The 18,656-nt window shown below is 54.5% G+C and carries 12 protein-coding genes, 4 tRNA genes and 2 rRNA genes (1 of these 18 only partly in view); all 18 read right to left on the reverse strand.

The features are described 5' to 3' along the window. Positions 1 to 190: 190 nt before the first annotated feature. Positions 191 to 4,390, reverse strand: coding sequence for a DNA-directed RNA polymerase subunit beta' (gene rpoC, locus AB4N74_RS20725; RefSeq protein ID WP_034156498.1), 4,200 nt, complete (start codon positions 4,388 to 4,390; stop codon positions 191 to 193). 64 nt (positions 4,391 to 4,454) lie between these two features. Then, positions 4,455 to 8,528 carry a DNA-directed RNA polymerase subunit beta gene (gene rpoB, locus AB4N74_RS20730; RefSeq protein WP_093442653.1) on the reverse strand — a complete coding sequence of 1,358 codons (4,074 nt, stop codon included), beginning with the start codon at positions 8,526 to 8,528 and terminating at the stop codon, positions 4,455 to 4,457. 221 nt (positions 8,529 to 8,749) lie between these two features. Then, the gene (gene rplL / locus AB4N74_RS20735; protein ID WP_003228750.1) at positions 8,750 to 9,115 is read right to left on the reverse strand and encodes a 50S ribosomal protein L7/L12; all 366 of its coding nucleotides are present in this window, start codon (positions 9,113 to 9,115) and stop codon (positions 8,750 to 8,752) included. A 74-nt stretch (positions 9,116 to 9,189) separates the two neighbouring features. Continuing rightward, a complete protein-coding gene (gene rplJ, locus AB4N74_RS20740; protein WP_008081912.1) occupies positions 9,190 to 9,690 on the reverse strand; it encodes a 50S ribosomal protein L10 in 501 nt (166 codons plus the stop codon). A gap of 198 nt (positions 9,691 to 9,888) precedes the next feature. After that, entirely contained in the window at positions 9,889 to 10,584 is a 696-nt protein-coding gene (rplA, locus tag AB4N74_RS20745) for a 50S ribosomal protein L1 (RefSeq protein WP_007916481.1), read from the reverse strand. Continuing rightward, on the reverse strand, positions 10,584 to 11,015 hold the full coding sequence (gene rplK, locus AB4N74_RS20750) for a 50S ribosomal protein L11 (protein WP_003228756.1): 432 nt from the start codon (positions 11,013 to 11,015) through the stop codon (positions 10,584 to 10,586). The genes rplA and rplK overlap by 1 nt, the downstream gene beginning before the upstream one ends. Before the next feature lie 117 nt (positions 11,016 to 11,132). After that, positions 11,133 to 11,666, reverse strand: a complete 534-nt coding sequence (nusG, locus tag AB4N74_RS20755; RefSeq protein WP_007957598.1) for a transcription termination/antitermination protein NusG — start codon at positions 11,664 to 11,666, stop codon at positions 11,133 to 11,135. Between the two features lie 9 nt (positions 11,667 to 11,675). Further along, on the reverse strand, positions 11,676 to 12,044 hold the full coding sequence (gene secE / locus AB4N74_RS20760) for a preprotein translocase subunit SecE (protein WP_009045851.1): 369 nt from the start codon (positions 12,042 to 12,044) through the stop codon (positions 11,676 to 11,678). A 45-nt stretch (positions 12,045 to 12,089) separates the two neighbouring features. After that, positions 12,090 to 12,165, reverse strand: a tRNA-Trp gene (locus tag AB4N74_RS20765). Between the two features lie 53 nt (positions 12,166 to 12,218). Beyond that, on the reverse strand, positions 12,219 to 13,412 hold the full coding sequence (tuf, locus tag AB4N74_RS20770) for an elongation factor Tu (protein WP_064361246.1): 1,194 nt from the start codon (positions 13,410 to 13,412) through the stop codon (positions 12,219 to 12,221). An 85-nt stretch (positions 13,413 to 13,497) separates the two neighbouring features. Next, positions 13,498 to 13,573, reverse strand: a tRNA-Thr gene (locus tag AB4N74_RS20775). A gap of 26 nt (positions 13,574 to 13,599) precedes the next feature. Then, positions 13,600 to 13,673, reverse strand: a tRNA-Gly gene (locus tag AB4N74_RS20780). 25 nt (positions 13,674 to 13,698) lie between these two features. After that, a tRNA-Tyr gene (locus AB4N74_RS20785) sits at positions 13,699 to 13,783 on the reverse strand. A 143-nt stretch (positions 13,784 to 13,926) separates the two neighbouring features. Then, the gene (locus AB4N74_RS20790; protein WP_460097076.1) at positions 13,927 to 14,358 is read right to left on the reverse strand and encodes a hypothetical protein; all 432 of its coding nucleotides are present in this window, start codon (positions 14,356 to 14,358) and stop codon (positions 13,927 to 13,929) included. 7 nt (positions 14,359 to 14,365) lie between these two features. Further along, positions 14,366 to 15,118, reverse strand: a complete 753-nt coding sequence (locus AB4N74_RS20795; protein ID WP_093434397.1) for a pantothenate kinase — start codon at positions 15,116 to 15,118, stop codon at positions 14,366 to 14,368. After that, positions 15,108 to 16,061 (reverse strand): bifunctional biotin--[acetyl-CoA-carboxylase] ligase/biotin operon repressor BirA, encoded by a 954-nt coding sequence (gene birA / locus AB4N74_RS20800; protein ID WP_460097078.1) that lies wholly within the window; start codon positions 16,059 to 16,061, stop codon positions 15,108 to 15,110. Before birA ends, AB4N74_RS20795 begins: the two co-directional genes overlap by 11 nt. A gap of 133 nt (positions 16,062 to 16,194) precedes the next feature. Continuing rightward, positions 16,195 to 16,310, reverse strand: a 5S ribosomal RNA gene (gene rrf, locus AB4N74_RS20805). A gap of 151 nt (positions 16,311 to 16,461) precedes the next feature. Next, positions 16,462 to 18,656 (reverse strand): 23S ribosomal RNA (locus AB4N74_RS20810) (it continues 699 nt past the right edge of the window).

Below are 18,656 nucleotides of genomic sequence, written 5' to 3' on the forward strand. Positions count from 1 at the left end.
CGCTATTGTCTTGCAAGAAAAGCAAAATGGCAGGAACGAATTCCCGCCAAATTTAGGGGATCAAGAGTCTAAAGAGGATCTTGTCCCCAGTCAAGGCAAGGCCCCGACCTCCCCGCCCTTCGAACCTCGACAAAATGTCTCGATTCGATGAACGGAGCGATCAGGGCCTTACGCTCATTTACCGCAGAACTCAGTTACCGCTCGAGTTCAGCGCTTCGGTCAGTGCAGCTTCCACTTCACTGGCGCTTACGCGCAACGGCTTGTCAGCATCACGGCGACGCTTGCGCTCGCTGTGATATGCCAGACCGGTACCGGCCGGGATCAGACGACCCACGACTACGTTTTCTTTCAGGCCACGCAGGTAATCGCGCTTGCCGGTGACTGCCGCTTCGGTCAGTACGCGGGTAGTTTCCTGGAAGGAAGCTGCCGAGATGAACGATTCGGTGGACAACGACGCCTTGGTGATACCCAACAGAACGCGAGTGTACTTGGAGACGAACTTGTCTTCGCCGCCCAAACGCTCGTTTTCTACCAGTACGTGAGTCAGTTCCATCTGGTCGCCCTTGATGAAACTCGAATCGCCGGATTCAGCGATTTCAACTTTACGCAGCATCTGACGCAGGATGGTCTCGATGTGCTTATCGTTGATCTTCACGCCTTGCAGACGGTAAACGTCCTGAATCTCGTTAACGATGTACTTGGCCAGCGCGCTCACACCCAACAGACGCAGGATGTCGTGCGGATCGCTTGGGCCGTCGGAGATAACTTCGCCGCGGTTTACCTGTTCGCCTTCGAACACGTTCAGGTGACGCCACTTCGGAATCAGCTCTTCGTACGGATCGCTACCGTCGTTCGGGGTAATAACCAGACGGCGCTTGCCTTTGGTCTCTTTACCGAACGCGATGGTGCCGCTGACCTCAGCCAGAATCGACGCCTCTTTCGGACGACGAGCTTCGAACAAGTCGGCAACACGCGGCAGACCACCGGTGATGTCACGGGTCTTCGAAGTTTCTTGCGGGATACGAGCGATAACATCACCGATCGCAATCTTCGCACCGTCAGCCACACCGACCAGGGCGTTGGCTGGCAGGAAGTACTGAGCGATAACGTCAGTGCCTGGCAGCAACAGATCCTTGCCGTTGTCGTCGACCATCTTCACTGCTGGACGGATTTCTTTGCCCGCAGCTGGACGATCTTTCGCGTCGAGTACTTCAATGTTGGTCATACCGGTCAATTCGTCAGTCTGACGCTTGATCGTGATGCCTTCTTCCATGCCCACGTAGGTCACGGTACCTTTCATTTCGGTAACGATCGGGTGAGTGTGCGGATCCCACTTGGCCACGATTGCGCCAGCGTCGACCTTGTCACCTTCTTTAACCGAAATCACAGCACCGTACGGCAGCTTGTAACGCTCACGCTCACGACCGAAGTCATCAGCGATCGCCAGCTCACCGGAACGGGACACAGCAACCAGGTGACCATCCACTCGCTCAACATGCTTCAGGTTGTGCAGACGGACGGTACCGCCATTCTTCACCTGAACGCTGTCAGCTGCGGAAGTACGGCTAGCCGCACCACCGATGTGGAACGTACGCATCGTCAGCTGGGTACCCGGCTCACCGATGGACTGGGCAGCGATAACGCCGACCGCTTCACCGATGTTCACCTGGTGACCACGAGCCAGATCACGGCCGTAGCACTTGGCGCAAATGCCATAGCGGGTTTCGCAGCTGATCGGCGAACGCACGATCACTTCGTCGATGCTGTTCAACTCGATGAACTCGACCCACTTCTCGTCTACCAGAGTACCGGCCGGAACGATAACGTCCTCGGTACCTGGCTTGAATACGTCACGGGCAATAACACGACCCAATACGCGCTCACCCAACGGCTCTACAACGTCACCGCCTTCAATGTGCGGAGTCATCAGCAGACCGTGTTCGGTGCCGCAATCGATCTCGGTTACAACCAGATCCTGCGCCACGTCTACCAGACGACGAGTCAGGTAACCGGAGTTCGCAGTTTTCAACGCGGTATCCGCCAGACCTTTACGAGCACCGTGAGTGGAGATGAAGTACTGAAGTACGCTCAAACCTTCACGGAAGTTCGCAGTAATCGGCGTTTCGATGATGGAACCGTCCGGCTTGGCCATCAGACCACGCATACCGGCCAGCTGACGAATCTGTGCTGCGGAACCCCGCGCACCCGAGTCGGCCATCATGTACATCGAGTTGAAAGACTCTTGATCGACTTCAACGCCGTGACGGTCGATAACCTTCTCTTTCGAGAGGTTGGCCATCATTGCCTTGGAAACTTCGTCGTTCGCCTTCGACCAAAGGTCGATCACTTTGTTGTACTTCTCGCCCTGGGTTACCAGGCCGGAGGCGTACTGGCTCTCGATCTCTTTCACTTCGTCGGTGGCAGCACCGATGATGCGGGCTTTCTCGTCAGGGATAACGAAGTCGTTAACACCGATGGAAACGCCGGAGATGGTCGAGTAAGCGAAACCGGTGTACATCAACTGGTCAGCGAAGATCACGGTCTCTTTCAGACCAACCACGCGGTAGCACTGGTTGATCAGCTTGGAGATCGCCTTTTTCTTCATCGGCAGGTTGACGACGTCGTACGACAGACCTTTTGGCACAACCTGGAACAGCAGTGCACGGCCGACAGTGGTGTCGACGATACGGGTGCCGCTTACGCTGTTGCCGTCACGGTCGTTGACGGTTTCGTTGATACGAACCTTAACCTTGGCGTGTAGTGCGGCTTCGCCGGCACGGAACACACGGTCAACTTCCTGCAAATCCGCAAATACACGACCTTCGCCTTTGGCGTTGATCGCTTCACGAGTCATGTAGTACAGACCCAATACAACGTCCTGCGACGGAACGATGATTGGCTCACCGTTGGCTGGCGACAGAATGTTGTTGGTCGACATCATCAACGCACGCGCTTCGAGCTGGGCTTCCAGCGTCAGCGGTACGTGCACGGCCATTTGGTCGCCGTCGAAGTCGGCGTTGTACGCGGCGCAGACCAGAGGGTGCAGCTGGATAGCCTTACCTTCGATCAGTACCGGTTCAAACGCCTGGATACCCAGACGGTGAAGGGTCGGTGCACGGTTGAGAAGAACCGGGTGTTCGCGAATCACTTCAGCGAGAACGTCCCAAACCTCTGGCAGCTCGCGCTCGACCATTTTCTTGGCTGCTTTGATGGTGGTCGCGAGACCACGCATTTCCAGCTTGCCGAAAATGAACGGTTTGAACAGCTCGAGAGCCATCTTCTTCGGCAGACCGCACTGGTGCAGACGCAGGGTCGGGCCTACGGTAATTACCGAACGACCGGAGTAGTCAACACGCTTACCGAGCAAGTTCTGACGGAAACGACCCTGCTTACCCTTGATCATGTCAGCCAGGGATTTCAGAGGACGCTTGTTCGAACCGGTGATAGCGCGGCCACGACGACCGTTGTCGAGCAGAGCATCGACAGCTTCCTGCAACATACGCTTTTCGTTGCGCACAATGATGTCCGGAGCGGACAGATCCAGCAGGCGCTTCAAACGGTTGTTACGGTTGATCACTCGACGATACAGATCGTTGAGGTCGGAAGTCGCGAAGCGACCGCCATCCAGCGGGACCAGCGGACGCAGATCTGGCGGCAGAACCGGCAGAACGGTCAGCACCATCCACTCTGGCAGGTTGCCGGAACCCTGGAAGGCTTCCATCAACTTCAGACGCTTGGACAGCTTCTTGATCTTGGTTTCGGAGTTGGTTTGCGGAATTTCTTCACGCAGACGGCCAATCTCGTGTTCCAGGTCGATAGCGTGCAACAGTTCACGGACAGCTTCAGCCCCCATGCGGGCGTCGAAGTCATCACCGAACTCTTCCAGCGCTTCGAAGTACTGCTCGTCGTTCAGCAGCTGACCTTTTTCAAGAGTGGTCATGCCTGGATCGATAACGACATAGCTCTCGAAGTAGAGAACGCGTTCGATATCACGCAGGGTCATGTCCATCAGCAAGCCGATACGGGACGGCAGCGATTTCAGGAACCAGATGTGGGCAACCGGCGAAGCCAGTTCGATGTGCGCCATGCGCTCACGACGAACCTTGGCCAGCGCAACTTCAACGCCGCACTTCTCGCAGATCACACCACGGTGCTTCAAGCGCTTGTACTTACCGCACAGGCACTCGTAATCCTTTACCGGGCCAAAGATCTTGGCGCAGAACAGGCCGTCACGCTCAGGTTTGAACGTACGGTAGTTGATGGTTTCCGGCTTTTTAACTTCACCGAACGACCATGAGCGGATCATCTCAGGCGAGGCCAATCCGATACGGATGGCGTCGAACTCTTCGACTTGACCCTGGTTTTTCAGCAAATTCAGTAGGTCTTTCAAGGCCTTTCCTCCTGGCGGAGCAGAGAGCGGGCAATCCTGCCCCGCTCTCGATTCGCGTCACGTGTTATTCGGTTTCCAGATCGATATCGATGCCGAGGGAACGAATTTCCTTGATCAACACGTTGAAGGACTCGGGCATGCCCGGCTCCATACGGTGATCGCCATCCACGATGTTTTTGTACATCTTGGTACGGCCGTTCACATCGTCCGACTTCACTGTGAGCATTTCTTGCAGAGTGTAAGCAGCACCGTATGCTTCCAGTGCCCAGACCTCCATCTCCCCGAAACGCTGACCACCGAACTGCGCCTTACCACCCAGCGGCTGCTGGGTAACCAGGCTGTACGAACCGGTAGAACGCGCGTGCATCTTGTCGTCTACCAAGTGGTTCAGCTTCAGCATGTACATGTAGCCAACGGTAACTGGACGCTCGAACTTGTTGCCGGTACGGCCATCAGTCAGCTGCATCTGGCCGCTTTCCGGCAGGTCTGCCAGTTTCAGCATGGCCTTGATTTCGCTTTCCTTGGCGCCGTCGAACACTGGAGTGGCCATTGGAACACCGCCACGCAGGTTCTTCGCCAGATCCAGGATTTCCTGATCGGAGAAGCTGTCCAGATCTTCGTTACGACCGCCGATCTGGTTGTAGATCTCGTCCAGGAAGGTGCGCAGTTCAGCGACTTTACGCTGCTCTTCGACCATCCGGTTGATCTTCTCGCCCAGACCTTTGGCCGCGAGGCCCAGGTGGGTTTCAAGGATCTGACCAACGTTCATACGCGAAGGTACGCCCAGCGGGTTGAGGACGACGTCGACCGGGGTGCCATTGGCATCGTGCGGCATATCTTCAACCGGCATGATCACGGAGACCACACCTTTGTTACCGTGACGACCGGCCATCTTGTCGCCCGGCTGGATGCGACGACGGATTGCCAGGTAAACCTTGACGATTTTCAGCACGCCTGGAGCCAGGTCATCGCCCTGCTGCAGTTTGCGCTTCTTGTCTTCGAACTTGTCGTCGAGCAGACGGCGGCGATCAACGATGTAGGCCTGAGCCTTCTCGAGCTGCTCGTTCAGAGCATCTTCAGCCATGCGCAGTTTGAACCACTGACCATGCTCAAGACCGTCGAGTACTTCGTCGGTGATGTCCTGACCCTTCTTCAGACCGGCGCCGCCTTCAGCCTTGTGGCCCACCAGAGCGGAGCGCAGACGTTCGAAGGTCGCGCCTTCAACGATACGGAACTCTTCGTTCAGATCCTTGCGGATCTCGTCCAGCTGGGACTTCTCGATCGACAGTGCACGAGCATCACGCTCAACGCCGTCACGGGTGAAGACCTGTACGTCGATGACAGTACCTTTGGTACCGGTTGGCACGCGCAGGGAGGTGTCTTTAACGTCGCTGGCTTTTTCACCGAAGATCGCACGCAGCAGTTTTTCTTCCGGAGTCAGCTGGGTCTCGCCTTTCGGAGTGACCTTGCCCACCAGGATGTCGCCTGCGCCTACTTCAGCACCTACGTAAACGATACCGGCTTCGTCCAGCTTGTTCAGTGCAGCTTCACCCACGTTCGGGATGTCCGCAGTGATTTCCTCTGGGCCAAGCTTGGTGTCACGGGCCACACAGGTCAGTTCCTGAATGTGGATCGTGGTGAAACGGTCTTCCTGAACAACACGCTCGGACAGGCAGATGGAGTCTTCGAAGTTGAAGCCGTTCCATGCCATGAACGCGATGCGCATGTTCTGACCCAGTGCCAGTTCACCCATGTCGGTGGACGGGCCGTCGGCCATGATGTCGCTACGCTGAACGCGATCACCCTTGCTCACCAGCGGACGCTGGTTGATGCAGGTGTTCTGGTTCGAGCGGGTGTATTTGGTCAGGTTGTAGATGTCGACACCAGCTTCGCCGGTTTCAACTTCATCATCAGCAACACGAACCACGATACGGCTGGCATCGACGGAATCGATTACGCCGCCACGACGAGCCACGACGCAAACGCCGGAGTCACGAGCTACGTTACGCTCCATGCCGGTACCTACCAGCGGCTTGTCAGCGCGCAGGGTTGGTACAGCTTGACGCTGCATGTTCGAACCCATCAACGCACGGTTGGCGTCGTCGTGCTCGAGGAACGGGATCAGCGACGCTGCAACCGAAACTACTTGCTTCGGCGAAACGTCCATCAAGGTGACTTCTTCAGGCGCCTTAACGGTGAATTCGTTCAGGTGACGTACGGCTACCAGTTCGTCGATCAGGACTTTCTGGTCGTTCATGGTCGCCGAAGCCTGCGCGATCACGTGATCGGCTTCTTCAATAGCGGACAGGAACACGATCTCGTCGGTGACCACACCCTCTTTCACCACGCGGTACGGGCTTTCCAGGAAGCCGTACTGGTTGGTGCGAGCGTAAGCAGCCAAGGAGTTGATCAGACCGATGTTCGGACCTTCCGGCGTTTCAATCGGGCATACACGACCGTAGTGAGTCGGGTGTACGTCACGGACTTCAAAGCCTGCGCGCTCACGAGTCAGACCGCCAGGGCCGAGTGCAGAGACACGACGCTTGTGGGTGATCTCGGACAGCGGGTTGTTCTGGTCCATGAACTGCGAGAGCTGGCTGGAGCCGAAGAACTCTTTCACCGCTGCAGCCACTGGCTTGGCGTTGATCAGGTCCTGCGGCATCAGGCCTTCGCTTTCAGCCATCGACAGACGCTCTTTGACCGCACGCTCAACACGTACCAGGCCAACGCGGAACTGGTTCTCGGCCATTTCGCCTACGCAGCGAACACGACGGTTACCCAGGTGGTCGATGTCATCGACGATGCCTTTACCGTTACGGATGTCGACCAGAGTCTTCAATACCGCGACGATGTCTTCCTTGCACAGCACGCCCGAACCTTCGATCTCGGTACGACCGATACGACGGTTGAACTTCATCCGGCCGACCGCAGACAGGTCATAACGCTCAGGGCTGAAGAACAGGTTGTTGAACAGGGTTTCGGCAGCGTCTTTGGTTGGCGGCTCGCCTGGACGCATCATGCGATAGATCTCGACCAGCGCTTCCAATTGGTTGCTGGTGGAGTCGATCTTCAGCGTGTCGGAGACGAACGGACCGCAGTCGATATCGTTGGTGTACAGAGTTTCGATGCGAACAACACCAGCCTTGGCAATTTTCGCCAGGACTTCAGTGTTCAGCTCGGTGTTGCACTCTGCCAGGATTTCGCCGGTAGCCGGGTGCACGATGACCTTGGCGGTAGTACGGCCCAGGACGTAGTCCAGAGGTACTTCCAGAGTCTTGATGCCGGCTTTTTCGATCTGGTTGATGTGGCGCGCGGTAATACGGCGGCCCGCTTCAACAATGACCTTGCCCTTCTCGTCCTGAATGTCCAGAACCGCAATTTCACCACGCAGACGCGAAGCAATCAGCTCCAGGCTGAGGGTTTCGCCGCTCAGGTGGAAAACGTTGGTGGTGTAGAAAGCGTCCAGCACTTCTTCAGTGGTATAGCCGAGCGCGCGCAGCAGTACCGATGCCGGCAGCTTGCGACGACGGTCGATACGCACGAACACGCAGTCTTTCGGGTCGAACTCGAAGTCCAGCCACGAACCGCGGTAAGGAATGATGCGCGCGGAGTACAGCAGTTTGCCGGAGCTATGCGTCTTGCCGCGGTCGTGGTCGAAGAACACGCCCGGGGAACGGTGCAGCTGGGAAACGATTACACGCTCGGTACCATTGATTACGAAGGTACCGTTCTCAGTCATCAGGGGGATTTCCCCCATGTAGACTTCTTGCTCTTTGATGTCCTTGATCGCTTTGTTCGACGATTCTTTGTCGAAAATGATCAGGCGCACTTTTACCCGCAAAGGTACGGCGAAAGTTACACCGCGCAATACGCATTCTTTGACATCAAATGCCGGTTCGCCCAGGCGATAACCGACGTACTCCAGCGCAGCATTGCCGGAGTAGCTGATGATCGGGAAAACGGATTTGAAGGCCGCATGCAGGCCCACGTCGCGGAACTGATCTTTAGTCGCTCCCGCTTGCAAGAATTCACGATACGAATCCAGCTGGATGGCCAGGAGGTAAGGCACATCCATGACGTCCGGCAACTTGCTAAAGTCCTTGCGGATACGTTTTTTCTCAGTATATGAGTAAGCCATCAGCGTTCCCCAGCTTGGTCACCTGCTTGTTTGGCCCCTCCCGACGGGAGCAGCCAGAAAATCGTGCAAACCCCATGGTTTGCTCCACCGCATCGGGTGGTTACAGCGCCCTTATCAGCACCGACCCAGTCGGCTGCCAATAACGGAAAAAGGCCGGTGGCAAGAGCCACCAGCCATCAGCCTGTCGCTTGACGCTCGGGCTGGAGGAGCAAAGTCGATACTTATTTCAGCTCGACTTTAGCGCCTGCTTCTTCCAGCTTCTTCTTGGCGTCTTCAGCAGCTTCTTTCGAAACGCCTTCAGCTACAACCTGAGGAGCGCCGTCTACTTTCTCTTTGGCTTCTTTCAGGCCCAGACCAGTCAGCTCGCGAACTGCCTTGATCACGTTAACCTTCTTCTCGCCAGCTTCCAGCAGAACAACGTTGAACTCGGTTTGCTCTTCAACAACAGCGGCAGCAGCAGCTGGACCAGCCGAAGCAGCAGCAGCGGTAACACCGAAGGTTTCTTCCATCGCTTTGATCAGCTCAACGATTTCCACTACGGATTTCTGGCCGATTGCTTCGATGATTTGTTCGTTAGTCAGAGACATGACTCAATTCCTGAATTGGGGGACGGCCTACGCGACCATCGAAATAAACAAAAAACGCGAGAAGTTGACGAGCCTTAGGCTGCGGCAGCTTCTTTCTGGTCGCGAATTGCCGCCAGAGTACGAGCCAATTTGCTGGTAGCGCCTTGAATCACGCTCATCAGCTGAGAAATTGCTTCGTCACGGGTCGGCAAGGTTGCCAGTACGTCGATCTGATTAGCTGCGAGGAACTTGCCCTCGAACGCAGCTGCCTTGATCTCGAACTTGTCCTGACCCTTGGCAAACTCTTTGAAGATACGGGCAGCAGCGCCCGGATGTTCGTTCGAGAATGCAATCAGGGTCGGGCCGGTGAACACGTCGTTGAGGACACTGTATTGAGTGTCAGCAACAGCGCGCTTGAGCAGGGTGTTACGTACAACACGTACGTAAACGCCAGCTTCACGAGCCTCTTTACGGAGTCCGGTCATTGCGCCTACTGTTACGCCACGTGCATCAACCACGACAGCGGACAGAGCGACTTTGGCAGCCTCGTTGACTTCAGCGACGATGGCCTTCTTGTCTTCGAGATTAATTGCCACGGGTTTAACTCCTGCTTGTTACCGTTTCATTCGATCGAAACCGAATGTCGTTTTGGTGTCTGATTCGGTAAGGAACCGGGAGCACCATCTGCGTAGGCTTATGGTTTAAGACTTGCGTCGCCTACGGTCTTGGATAGCCCCCGCCAGGCAGGGACCCCAATCTTTCGATTGGCGCGAACAATCGCGCCAACCTTTGTCTTACGCGTCCAGCGAGCTCTGATCGATAACCAGACCTGGACCCATAGTGGTGCTCAGGGTAACGCGCTTGACATAGATACCTTTCGAAGAAGCTGGCTTGATACGCTTCAGATCAGCGATCAGGGCTTCAACGTTTTCCTTCAGCTTGACGGCGTCGAAGCCCATCTTGCCAACGGAGGTGTGAATGATGCCGTTTTTGTCGGTGCGATAACGAACCTGACCAGCTTTAGCGTTTTTAACCGCGGTAGCTACGTCTGGAGTTACGGTACCAACCTTAGGGTTAGGCATCAGACCACGTGGACCGAGGATCTGACCCAGTTGACCTACAACGCGCATTGCATCCGGGGATGCGATCACTACGTCATAGTTCAGGTCGCCGCCTTTCATTTCGGCAGCCAGGTCGTCCATACCTACACGGTCAGCGCCGGCAGCCAGAGCGGCCTCAGCAGCTGGACCCTGGGTGAACACAGCAACGCGAACGGTCTTGCCAGTGCCGTGTGGCAGCACAGTAGCGCTACGAACAACCTGGTCGGATTTACGCGGATCTACACCCAGGTTTACAGCAACGTCGAACGACTCGCTGAACTTGACAGTCGACAGCTCAGCCAGCAGAGCAGCGGCGTCTACAATGTTGTAGGCCTTGCCTGCTTCGATTTTGCCGGCGATAGCCTTTTGACGCTTGGTCAGCTTAGCCATTACACACCCTCCACGTTAAGGCCCATGCTACGAGCAGAACCGGCGATAGTACGCACGGCTGCATCCATATCAGCTGCAGTCAGATCCGCGTTTTTGGTTTTCGCGATTTCTTCCAGCTGAGCACGGGTAACAGTGCCAACCTTAACGGTGTTCGGACGAGCGGAACCGCTGGTCAGACCGGCCGCCTTCTTCAGCAGAACCGAAGCAGGGGTGGATTTGGTTTCGAAAGTGAAACTACGGTCGCTGTAGACAGTGATGATCACTGGAGTCGGCAGACCTGCTTCAAGACCCTGAGTACGGGCGTTGAAAGCCTTGCAGAATTCCATGATGTTCACGCCGTGCTGACCCAGAGCAGGACCAACAGGTGGGCTTGGGTTAGCCTGAGCGGCCTTCACTTGCAGCTTGATGTAAGCGGTAATTTTCTTGGCCATGAGGCACTCCAATTACGGGTTCGAACGCCTCGAAAGGCTCCCCGGTTACTTGCGCGTTTATCCCAGTGACGACAAAACCCCACAGCCTAGGGCTGCGGGGTTGGGATGCTTGTCCAGTTAGACCTTTTCGACCTGACTGAACTCCAACTCTACCGGGGTAGAGCGACCGAAAATGAGCACTGCCACTTGGATCCGGCTCTTTTCGTAGTTAACTTCTTCAACAACGCCATTGAAATCAGCAAATGGACCGTCATTGACTCGCACCGTTTCACCTGGCTCGAAGAGAGTCTTCGGCTTAGGCTTGTCGCTACCATCAGCGACGCGACGCAGAATTGCTTCCGCCTCTTTATCGGTGATCGGCGCAGGCTTATCAGCGGTACCGCCGATGAAACCCATCACCCGAGGAGTATCCTTGACCAAGTGCCAAGTACCCTCGTTCATATCCATCTGAACCAGCACATAGCCTGGAAAGAACTTACGTTCGCTTTTGCGCTTCTGGCCATTGCGCATTTCAACCACTTCTTCAGTGGGAACCAGAATCTCGCCGAAGCCATCTTCCATGCCAGCCAGCTTTACGCGCTCGATCAGCGAGCGCATCACATGCTTCTCGTAACCCGAGTAAGCATGCACAACATACCAACGCTTAGCCACGGGACACCCTTAGCCGACAATCAAGGAAACAAGCCAGCCGAGCAGGGAATCAAGCCCCCACAACAGCAACGCCATAACCAGAACAACAGCCACCACAATCAGGGTGGTCTGCGTGGTTTCTTGGCGAGTTGGCCACACGACTTTACGAATCTCGGTGCGAGCTTCCTTAACGAGTACAAAGAAAGACTTGCCCTTAGCAGTCTGCAGGCCTACAAAGGCAGCTACAGCAGCAATGGCAAGCAAAGCGAGTACACGGTACAGGATCGGCGAAGCAGAGTAATACTGATTGCCAACAACGCCAACAACCACCAAAGCGACAACTACAAGCCACTTGAGCAGATCGAAGCGAGAGCCTTGAGCTTCAGCTTTAGGAGTCATCTATGAAGATCCTGTGAAAAGAAAGCCAGACACACCAAGTGAATCTGGCAGGTCAGGAGGGAATCGAACCCCCAACCTACGGTTTTGGAGACCGTCGCTCTGCCAATTGAGCTACTGACCTAAAACAAAATCAGGCCGACCATTATGCCGGCCCGAAAAATACATTACAACTACTTACTCGATGATTTTAGCCACGACGCCAGCGCCGACGGTACGACCGCCTTCACGGATAGCGAAACGCAGACCGTCTTCCATCGCGATGGTTTTGATCAGGGTAACAGTCATCTGAATGTTGTCACCTGGCATTACCATTTCAACGCCTTCTGGCAGCTCGCAGTTACCAGTCACGTCAGTAGTACGGAAGTAGAACTGTGGACGGTAGCCTTTGAAGAACGGAGTGTGACGACCGCCTTCTTCCTTGCTCAGAACGTAAACTTCTGCGGTGAACTTGGTGTGCGGCTTAACCGAACCCGGCTTAACCAGAACCTGACCACGCTCAACGTCATCACGCTTGGTACCACGCAGCAGAACGCCGCAGTTCTCGCCAGCACGACCTTCGTCGAGCAGCTTGCGGAACATTTCAACACCGGTGCAAGTAGTAACAGTGGTGTCACGCAGACCAACGATTTCCAGCGGATCCTGAACGCGAACGATACCGCGCTCGATACGACCAGTCACAACAGTACCGCGACCCGAGATCGAGAATACGTCTTCGATTGGCATCAGGAATGGCTTGTCGATCATACGAACTGGTTCTGGGATGTAAGCATCCAGAGTCTCAACCAGTTTCTTGACGGCAGTGGTGCCCATCTCGTTGTCGTCTTTGCCTTCCAGAGCCATACGAGCCGAACCGATGATGATTGGAGTGTCATCGCCCGGGAAGTCGTAGGTGGACAGCAGGTCACGAACTTCCATCTCAACCAGTTCCAGCAGCTCTGCGTCATCTACCAGGTCAGCCTTATTCAGGAAAACCACGATGTACGGAACGCCTACCTGACGGGACAGCAGGATGTGCTCACGGGTTTGCGGCATCGGACCATCAGCGGCCGAGCAAACCAGAATAGCGCCGTCCATTTGAGCAGCACCAGTGATCATGTTCTTCACATAGTCAGCGTGACCTGGGCAGTCAACGTGAGCGTAGTGACGGATCTTCGAGTTGTACTCAACGTGTGCGGTGTTGATGGTGATACCGCGAGCTTTTTCTTCTGGTGCGCTGTCGATCTTGTCGAAGTCAACGATTGCGGAACCGAAAACTTCCGAGCAAACGCGAGTCAGAGCAGCAGTCAGAGTGGTTTTACCGTGGTCAACGTGACCAATGGTCCCAACGTTGACGTGGGGCAGGGAACGATCAAATTTTTCCTTAGCCATCGATATCACCCTCAACAGAAGAAATTAGACAAACAATATCAGCCATTAAAACAAAGGCAGATATTTTCATATCTGCCTTGTTATATGGAGCTCTTGAGCGGATTTGAACCGCTGACCTCACCCTTACCAAGGGTGTGCTCTACCAACTGAGCTACAAGAGCAAAACACTTTGCACAACCTGCAAACTTGGAGCGGGTAGCGGGAATCGAACCCGCATCATCAGCTTGGAAGGCTGAGGTTCTACCACTAAACTATACCCGCGGAGCCTGCAGCTCACGCTTAAATCTGGTGGAGGGAGAAGGATTCGAACCTTCGAAGTCGTAGACGTCAGATTTACAGTCTGATCCCTTTGGCCGCTCGGGAACCCCTCCTAATCAGGCCGGCATTCTATACTATGCCAAACCCCTGTCAAGCATTTTCTCATTTAAAAACCTGAGGTTAGCTGCGTTGACATCGCTTCATTTTGAATCCCTACTTAGGTCTTCGCTGTGGAGCGGGCGCCATTCTATGCAAACTATTCAGTAGGTGCAACCCCCTCACACAGCATTATTTTATGTTTTAACTCATTGAATTCGTTGGAAAGGTTTTGGAGCTGGGCATCCCCCAGCAAACGCTGGCCCTGAGGCGAAACAGACAACCAATAACCAGCCCCAGAAGAATCCCTCGACGAAGATTTTACATCGACTCCCATTTCAGCCAAACGCTGCCGGAGCGCCGTAATCGACTCCTGTCGAGAAAAACCACCAAGGAACAGACACTCTTGCCGACGCCCTCCCTGCCCCTCTCGAACATTGCTCGTCGTTTCACTGAGCAAGCGAATGTCTTGCTGGGAACCTCGATACAAACTAAGAGGCGTTACATCCTTCGCCCGCAAGGGCGCCTCCTGCTGATGCCAGACATAATAGAAAACATTAAGAACAAGAAGCAGGAGGAACAACCAACGCATACAAACCTCAGGAAAAAGGACACGCCATAGCCAGCCCCACAAACACCAGGTCAGGAACGACTCGGGCCTCAGGGGCGACAGCTGCAACCAATTCAGCATCCCCCCCAGTTATAAAGACTGCGAAGTCTTCTCTCCAGTAAGAGCGCGCCAGTTCCAACTGTGTCAATACGAAACCTCGCAACATCAATGAACACCCGCGCTCCACCGCCTCAGCAGTGGTCCGCCCAGGCGCATTGCTTGACAGCGCGCGCTCAGCCGCCAGATCTCCATAGCGAATCTTACGGGTATGCGTACGCAACTGATTTCGCATCAAAGGCATTCCGGGGCAAATAAAACCACCAAGATGCTCACCACCCGCAGCAATAAAATCTGCAGTCACTGCCGTACCGAAATCAAGCACCAGGCAAGCGCCGCCTGATGCGAGATGAAACCCGCCAAGCATGGCCAGCCATCGATCCAGCCCTAGACGCTCGTACTCTTCATAACCGTTTTTGACACCGGACATTTCACGTGCGGGCTTCGCGCACACCACCGAAATACCAAACTCACGCTCGATAATAGCGATCAAGGCATCAGTCTCCTCCGCAGTCCTGACACTGACCACGCGGCACTTACGAAGCTCAAGCCCATTGAGAGCTTTCAAACTGTCTAGCAATGCGAGATCAGAGTCGACAACCCCTTCGGAAAAGACAGCGCCAAGTGCAGCCTTCAGTACTCGCCACTTAATGAAGCTGTTCCCACAGTCGAGCTCAAGAATCATCACGCAACCTCAGGCTGAGCTCACCACCATTAAAGACTTTTTCCACACCATCCACCTTCAGGCGCAGCGCACCCTGACTATCGATTCCGAGCACAACACCATCTATCTGACTGGAACCCGCAATCAATGACACAGAGCGATCCTGCCACAAATGGTTCGCCTCCCATTCCGCCTGGAGAGCCGAAAAACCATCCACTTGATGGCGCCGGATATAAACACTTAACTGCTTACTAAGCTCTGCCACCAGGGAGTTACGGTCAGTACTCCTACCTGACTCAAGCCGAATCGAAGTCCATTGCTGGCCAACTTCATCAGCCACTTGCATGTTCACATTTACACCAATACCCAGCACCACATGGCAAACGTCTGCCGGATCACCAACGAGTTCAAGGAGAATGCCGGCAATCTTCTTGTTACCCACCAAGACATCGTTGGGCCACTTCAATCCCGCACCTGGCACTCCAAAATTTCTCAGAGCCTGCAAGACAGCCAACCCAACAACAAGACTCAAGCCCTCGAGCTGGCGCATTCCACCATCAATACGCAGGACAAGGCTGTAATAAAGATTCTCTGCAAAGGGACTTACCCACTTGCGACCTCTTCGCCCACGACCAGAGACTTGGCGTTCCGCGAGCACCAAAAAGGGCGCCAAACTACCTTGGCCAATCGCCCGCAAGGCCTCAGCGTTTGTCGAGTCGACCGAATCCAAGACCATCACCGGCCAATCTGGCGCCATTGCCGATATTGCTCGAGAGTCGAGTAGCGTCAATGGAACAGCCAATTGATAGCCTCGTCCTCGCACTTTATGAATGGACAAGCCAAGCTCAGCCTCAAGATGCTGAAGCTGTTTCCATACCGCACTTCGACTTATTCCCAAGGCGGCGCCAAGATCCTGACCAGAATGGAATCGGCCATCTTTCAGGAGGTTCAACAACGTCAACATGCAGGTCTCGCCCTCACAATGAGGCCCGAATAATATCCATGACCCGGGCTGTTGCATAGAAATCAAGCAGATGCTTTTCCTGCGGGCAAAACAAAACCCCAACTGCTTTCGCAATTGGGGTTTCGGAATTTAATCTTGACGATGACCTACTCTCACATGGGGAAACCCCACACTACCATCGGCGATGCATCGTTTCACTGCTGAGTTCGGGATGGGATCAGGTGGTTCCAACGCTCTATGGTCGTCAAGAAATTCGGGTACTGACTCGTGACCTTGTGGCCTCGCTTCAGCAAATTGGGTATGTGACAGCTTTCGGTGTTTGTGAACATCGAACTTTCGGTTCGTTTCGTCTTCACACACCGCAATCTGGTCTCTTCGACGCAAATTGCTTGGGTGTTATATGGTCAAGCCTCACGGGCAATTAGTATTGGTTAGCTCAACGCCTCACAGCGCTTACACACCCAACCTATCAACGTCGTAGTCTTCGACGGCCCTTCAGGGAACTCAAGGTTCCAGTGAGATCTCATCTTGAGGCAAGTTTCCCGCTTAGATGCTTTCAGCGGTTATCTTTCCCGAACATAGCTACCCGGCAATGCCACTGGCGTGACAACCGGAACACCAGAGGTTCGTCCACTCCGGTCCTCTCGTACTAGGAGCAGCCCCTCTCAAATCTCAAACGTCCACGGCAGATAGGGACCGAACTGTCTCACGACGTTCTAAACCCAGCTCGCGTACCACTTTAAATGGCGAACAGCCATACCCTTGGGACCGGCTTCAGCCCCAGGATGTGATGAGCCGACATCGAGGTGCCAAACACCGCCGTCGATATGAACTCTTGGGCGGTATCAGCCTGTTATCCCCGGAGTACCTTTTATCCGTTGAGCGATGGCCCTTCCATACAGAACCACCGGATCACTAAGACCTACTTTCGTACCTGCTCGACGTGTCTGTCTCGCAGTCAAGCGCGCTTTTGCCTTTATACTCTACGACCGATTTCCGACCGGTCTGAGCGCACCTTCGTACTCCTCCGTTACTCTTTAGGAGGAGACCGCCCCAGTCAAACTACCCACCATACACTGTCCTCGATCCGGATAACGGACCTGAGTTAGAACCTCAAAGTTGCCAGGGTGGTATTTCAAGGATGGCTCCACGCGAACTGGCGTCCACGCTTCAAAGCCTCCCACCTATCCTACACAAGCAAATTCAAAGTCCAGTGCAAAGCTATAGTAAAGGTTCACGGGGTCTTTCCGTCTAGCCGCGGATACACTGCATCTTCACAGCGATTTCAATTTCACTGAGTCTCGGGTGGAGACAGCGCCGCCATCGTTACGCCATTCGTGCAGGTCGGAACTTACCCGACAAGGAATTTCGCTACCTTAGGACCGTTATAGTTACGGCCGCCGTTTACCGGGGCTTCGATCAAGAGCTTCGCGTTAGCTAACCCCATCAATTAACCTTCCGGCACCGGGCAGGCGTCACACCCTATACGTCCACTTTCGTGTTTGCAGAGTGCTGTGTTTTTAATAAACAGTCGCAGCGGCCTGGTATCTTCGACCGGCATGAGCTTACGGAGCAAGTCCTTCACCCTCACCGGCGCACCTTCTCCCGAAGTTACGGTGCCATTTTGCCTAGTTCCTTCACCCGAGTTCTCTCAAGCGCCTTGGTATTCTCTACCCAACCACCTGTGTCGGTTTGGGGTACGGTTCCTGGTTACCTGAAGCTTAGAAGCTTTTCTTGGAAGCATGGCATCAACCACTTCGTGTTCTAAAAGAACACTCGTCATCAGCTCTCGGCCTTAAGATCCCGGATTTACCTAAGATCTCAGCCTACCACCTTAAACTTGGACAACCAACGCCAAGCTGGCCTAGCCTTCTCCGTCCCTCCATCGCAATAACCAGAAGTACAGGAATATTAACCTGTTTTCCATCGACTACGCTTTTCAGCCTCGCCTTAGGGACCGACTAACCCTGCGTCGATTAACGTTGCGCAGGAAACCTTGGTCTTTCGGCGTGGGTGTTTTTCACACCCATTGTCGTTACTCATGTCAGCATTCGCACTTCTGATACCTCCAGCAAGCTTCTCAACTCACCTTCACAGGCTTACAGAACGCTCCTCTACCGCATCACCCGAAGGTGATACCCGTAGCTTCGGTGTATGGTTTGAGCCCCGTTACATCTTCCGCGCAGGCCGACTCGACTAGTGAGCTATTACGCTTTCTTTAAAGGGTGGCTGCTTCTAAGCCAACCTCCTAGCTGTCTAAGCCTTCCCACATCGTTTCCCACTTAACCATAACTTTGGGACCTTAGCTGACGGTCTGGGTTGTTTCCCTTTTCACGACGGACGTTAGCACCCGCCGTGTGTCTCCCATGCTCGGCACTTGTAGGTATTCGGAGTTTGCATCGGTTTGGTAAGTCGGGATGACCCCCTAGCCGAAACAGTGCTCTACCCCCTACAGTGATACATGAGGCGCTACCTAAATAGCTTTCGAGGAGAACCAGCTATCTCCGAGCTTGATTAGCCTTTCACTCCGATCCACAGGTCATCCGCTAACTTTTCAACGGTAGTCGGTTCGGTCCTCCAGTTAGTGTTACCCAA

Source organism: Pseudomonas sp. H3_C08 (genome assembly GCF_054669455.1).

Coding starts and splice junctions, on each gene's coding strand:
- rpoB (WP_093442653.1), bottom strand. CDS start 8,528: ATGGCTTACTCATATACTGAGAAAAAACGTATCCGCAAGGACTTTAGC.
- rplL (WP_003228750.1), bottom strand. CDS start 9,115: ATGTCTCTGACTAACGAACAAATCATCGAAGCAATCGGCCAGAAATCC.
- rplA (WP_007916481.1), bottom strand. CDS start 10,584: ATGGCTAAGCTGACCAAGCGTCAAAAGGCTATCGCCGGCAAAATCGAA.
- rplK (WP_003228756.1), bottom strand. CDS start 11,015: ATGGCCAAGAAAATTACCGCTTACATCAAGCTGCAAGTGAAGGCCGCT.
- secE (WP_009045851.1), bottom strand. CDS start 12,044: ATGACTCCTAAAGCTGAAGCTCAAGGCTCTCGCTTCGATCTGCTCAAG.
- tuf (WP_064361246.1), bottom strand. CDS start 13,412: ATGGCTAAGGAAAAATTTGATCGTTCCCTGCCCCACGTCAACGTTGGG.
- AB4N74_RS20790 (WP_460097076.1), bottom strand. CDS start 14,358: ATGCGTTGGTTGTTCCTCCTGCTTCTTGTTCTTAATGTTTTCTATTAT.
- AB4N74_RS20795 (WP_093434397.1), bottom strand. CDS start 15,118: ATGATTCTTGAGCTCGACTGTGGGAACAGCTTCATTAAGTGGCGAGTA.
- birA (WP_460097078.1), bottom strand. CDS start 16,061: ATGTTGACGTTGTTGAACCTCCTGAAAGATGGCCGATTCCATTCTGGT.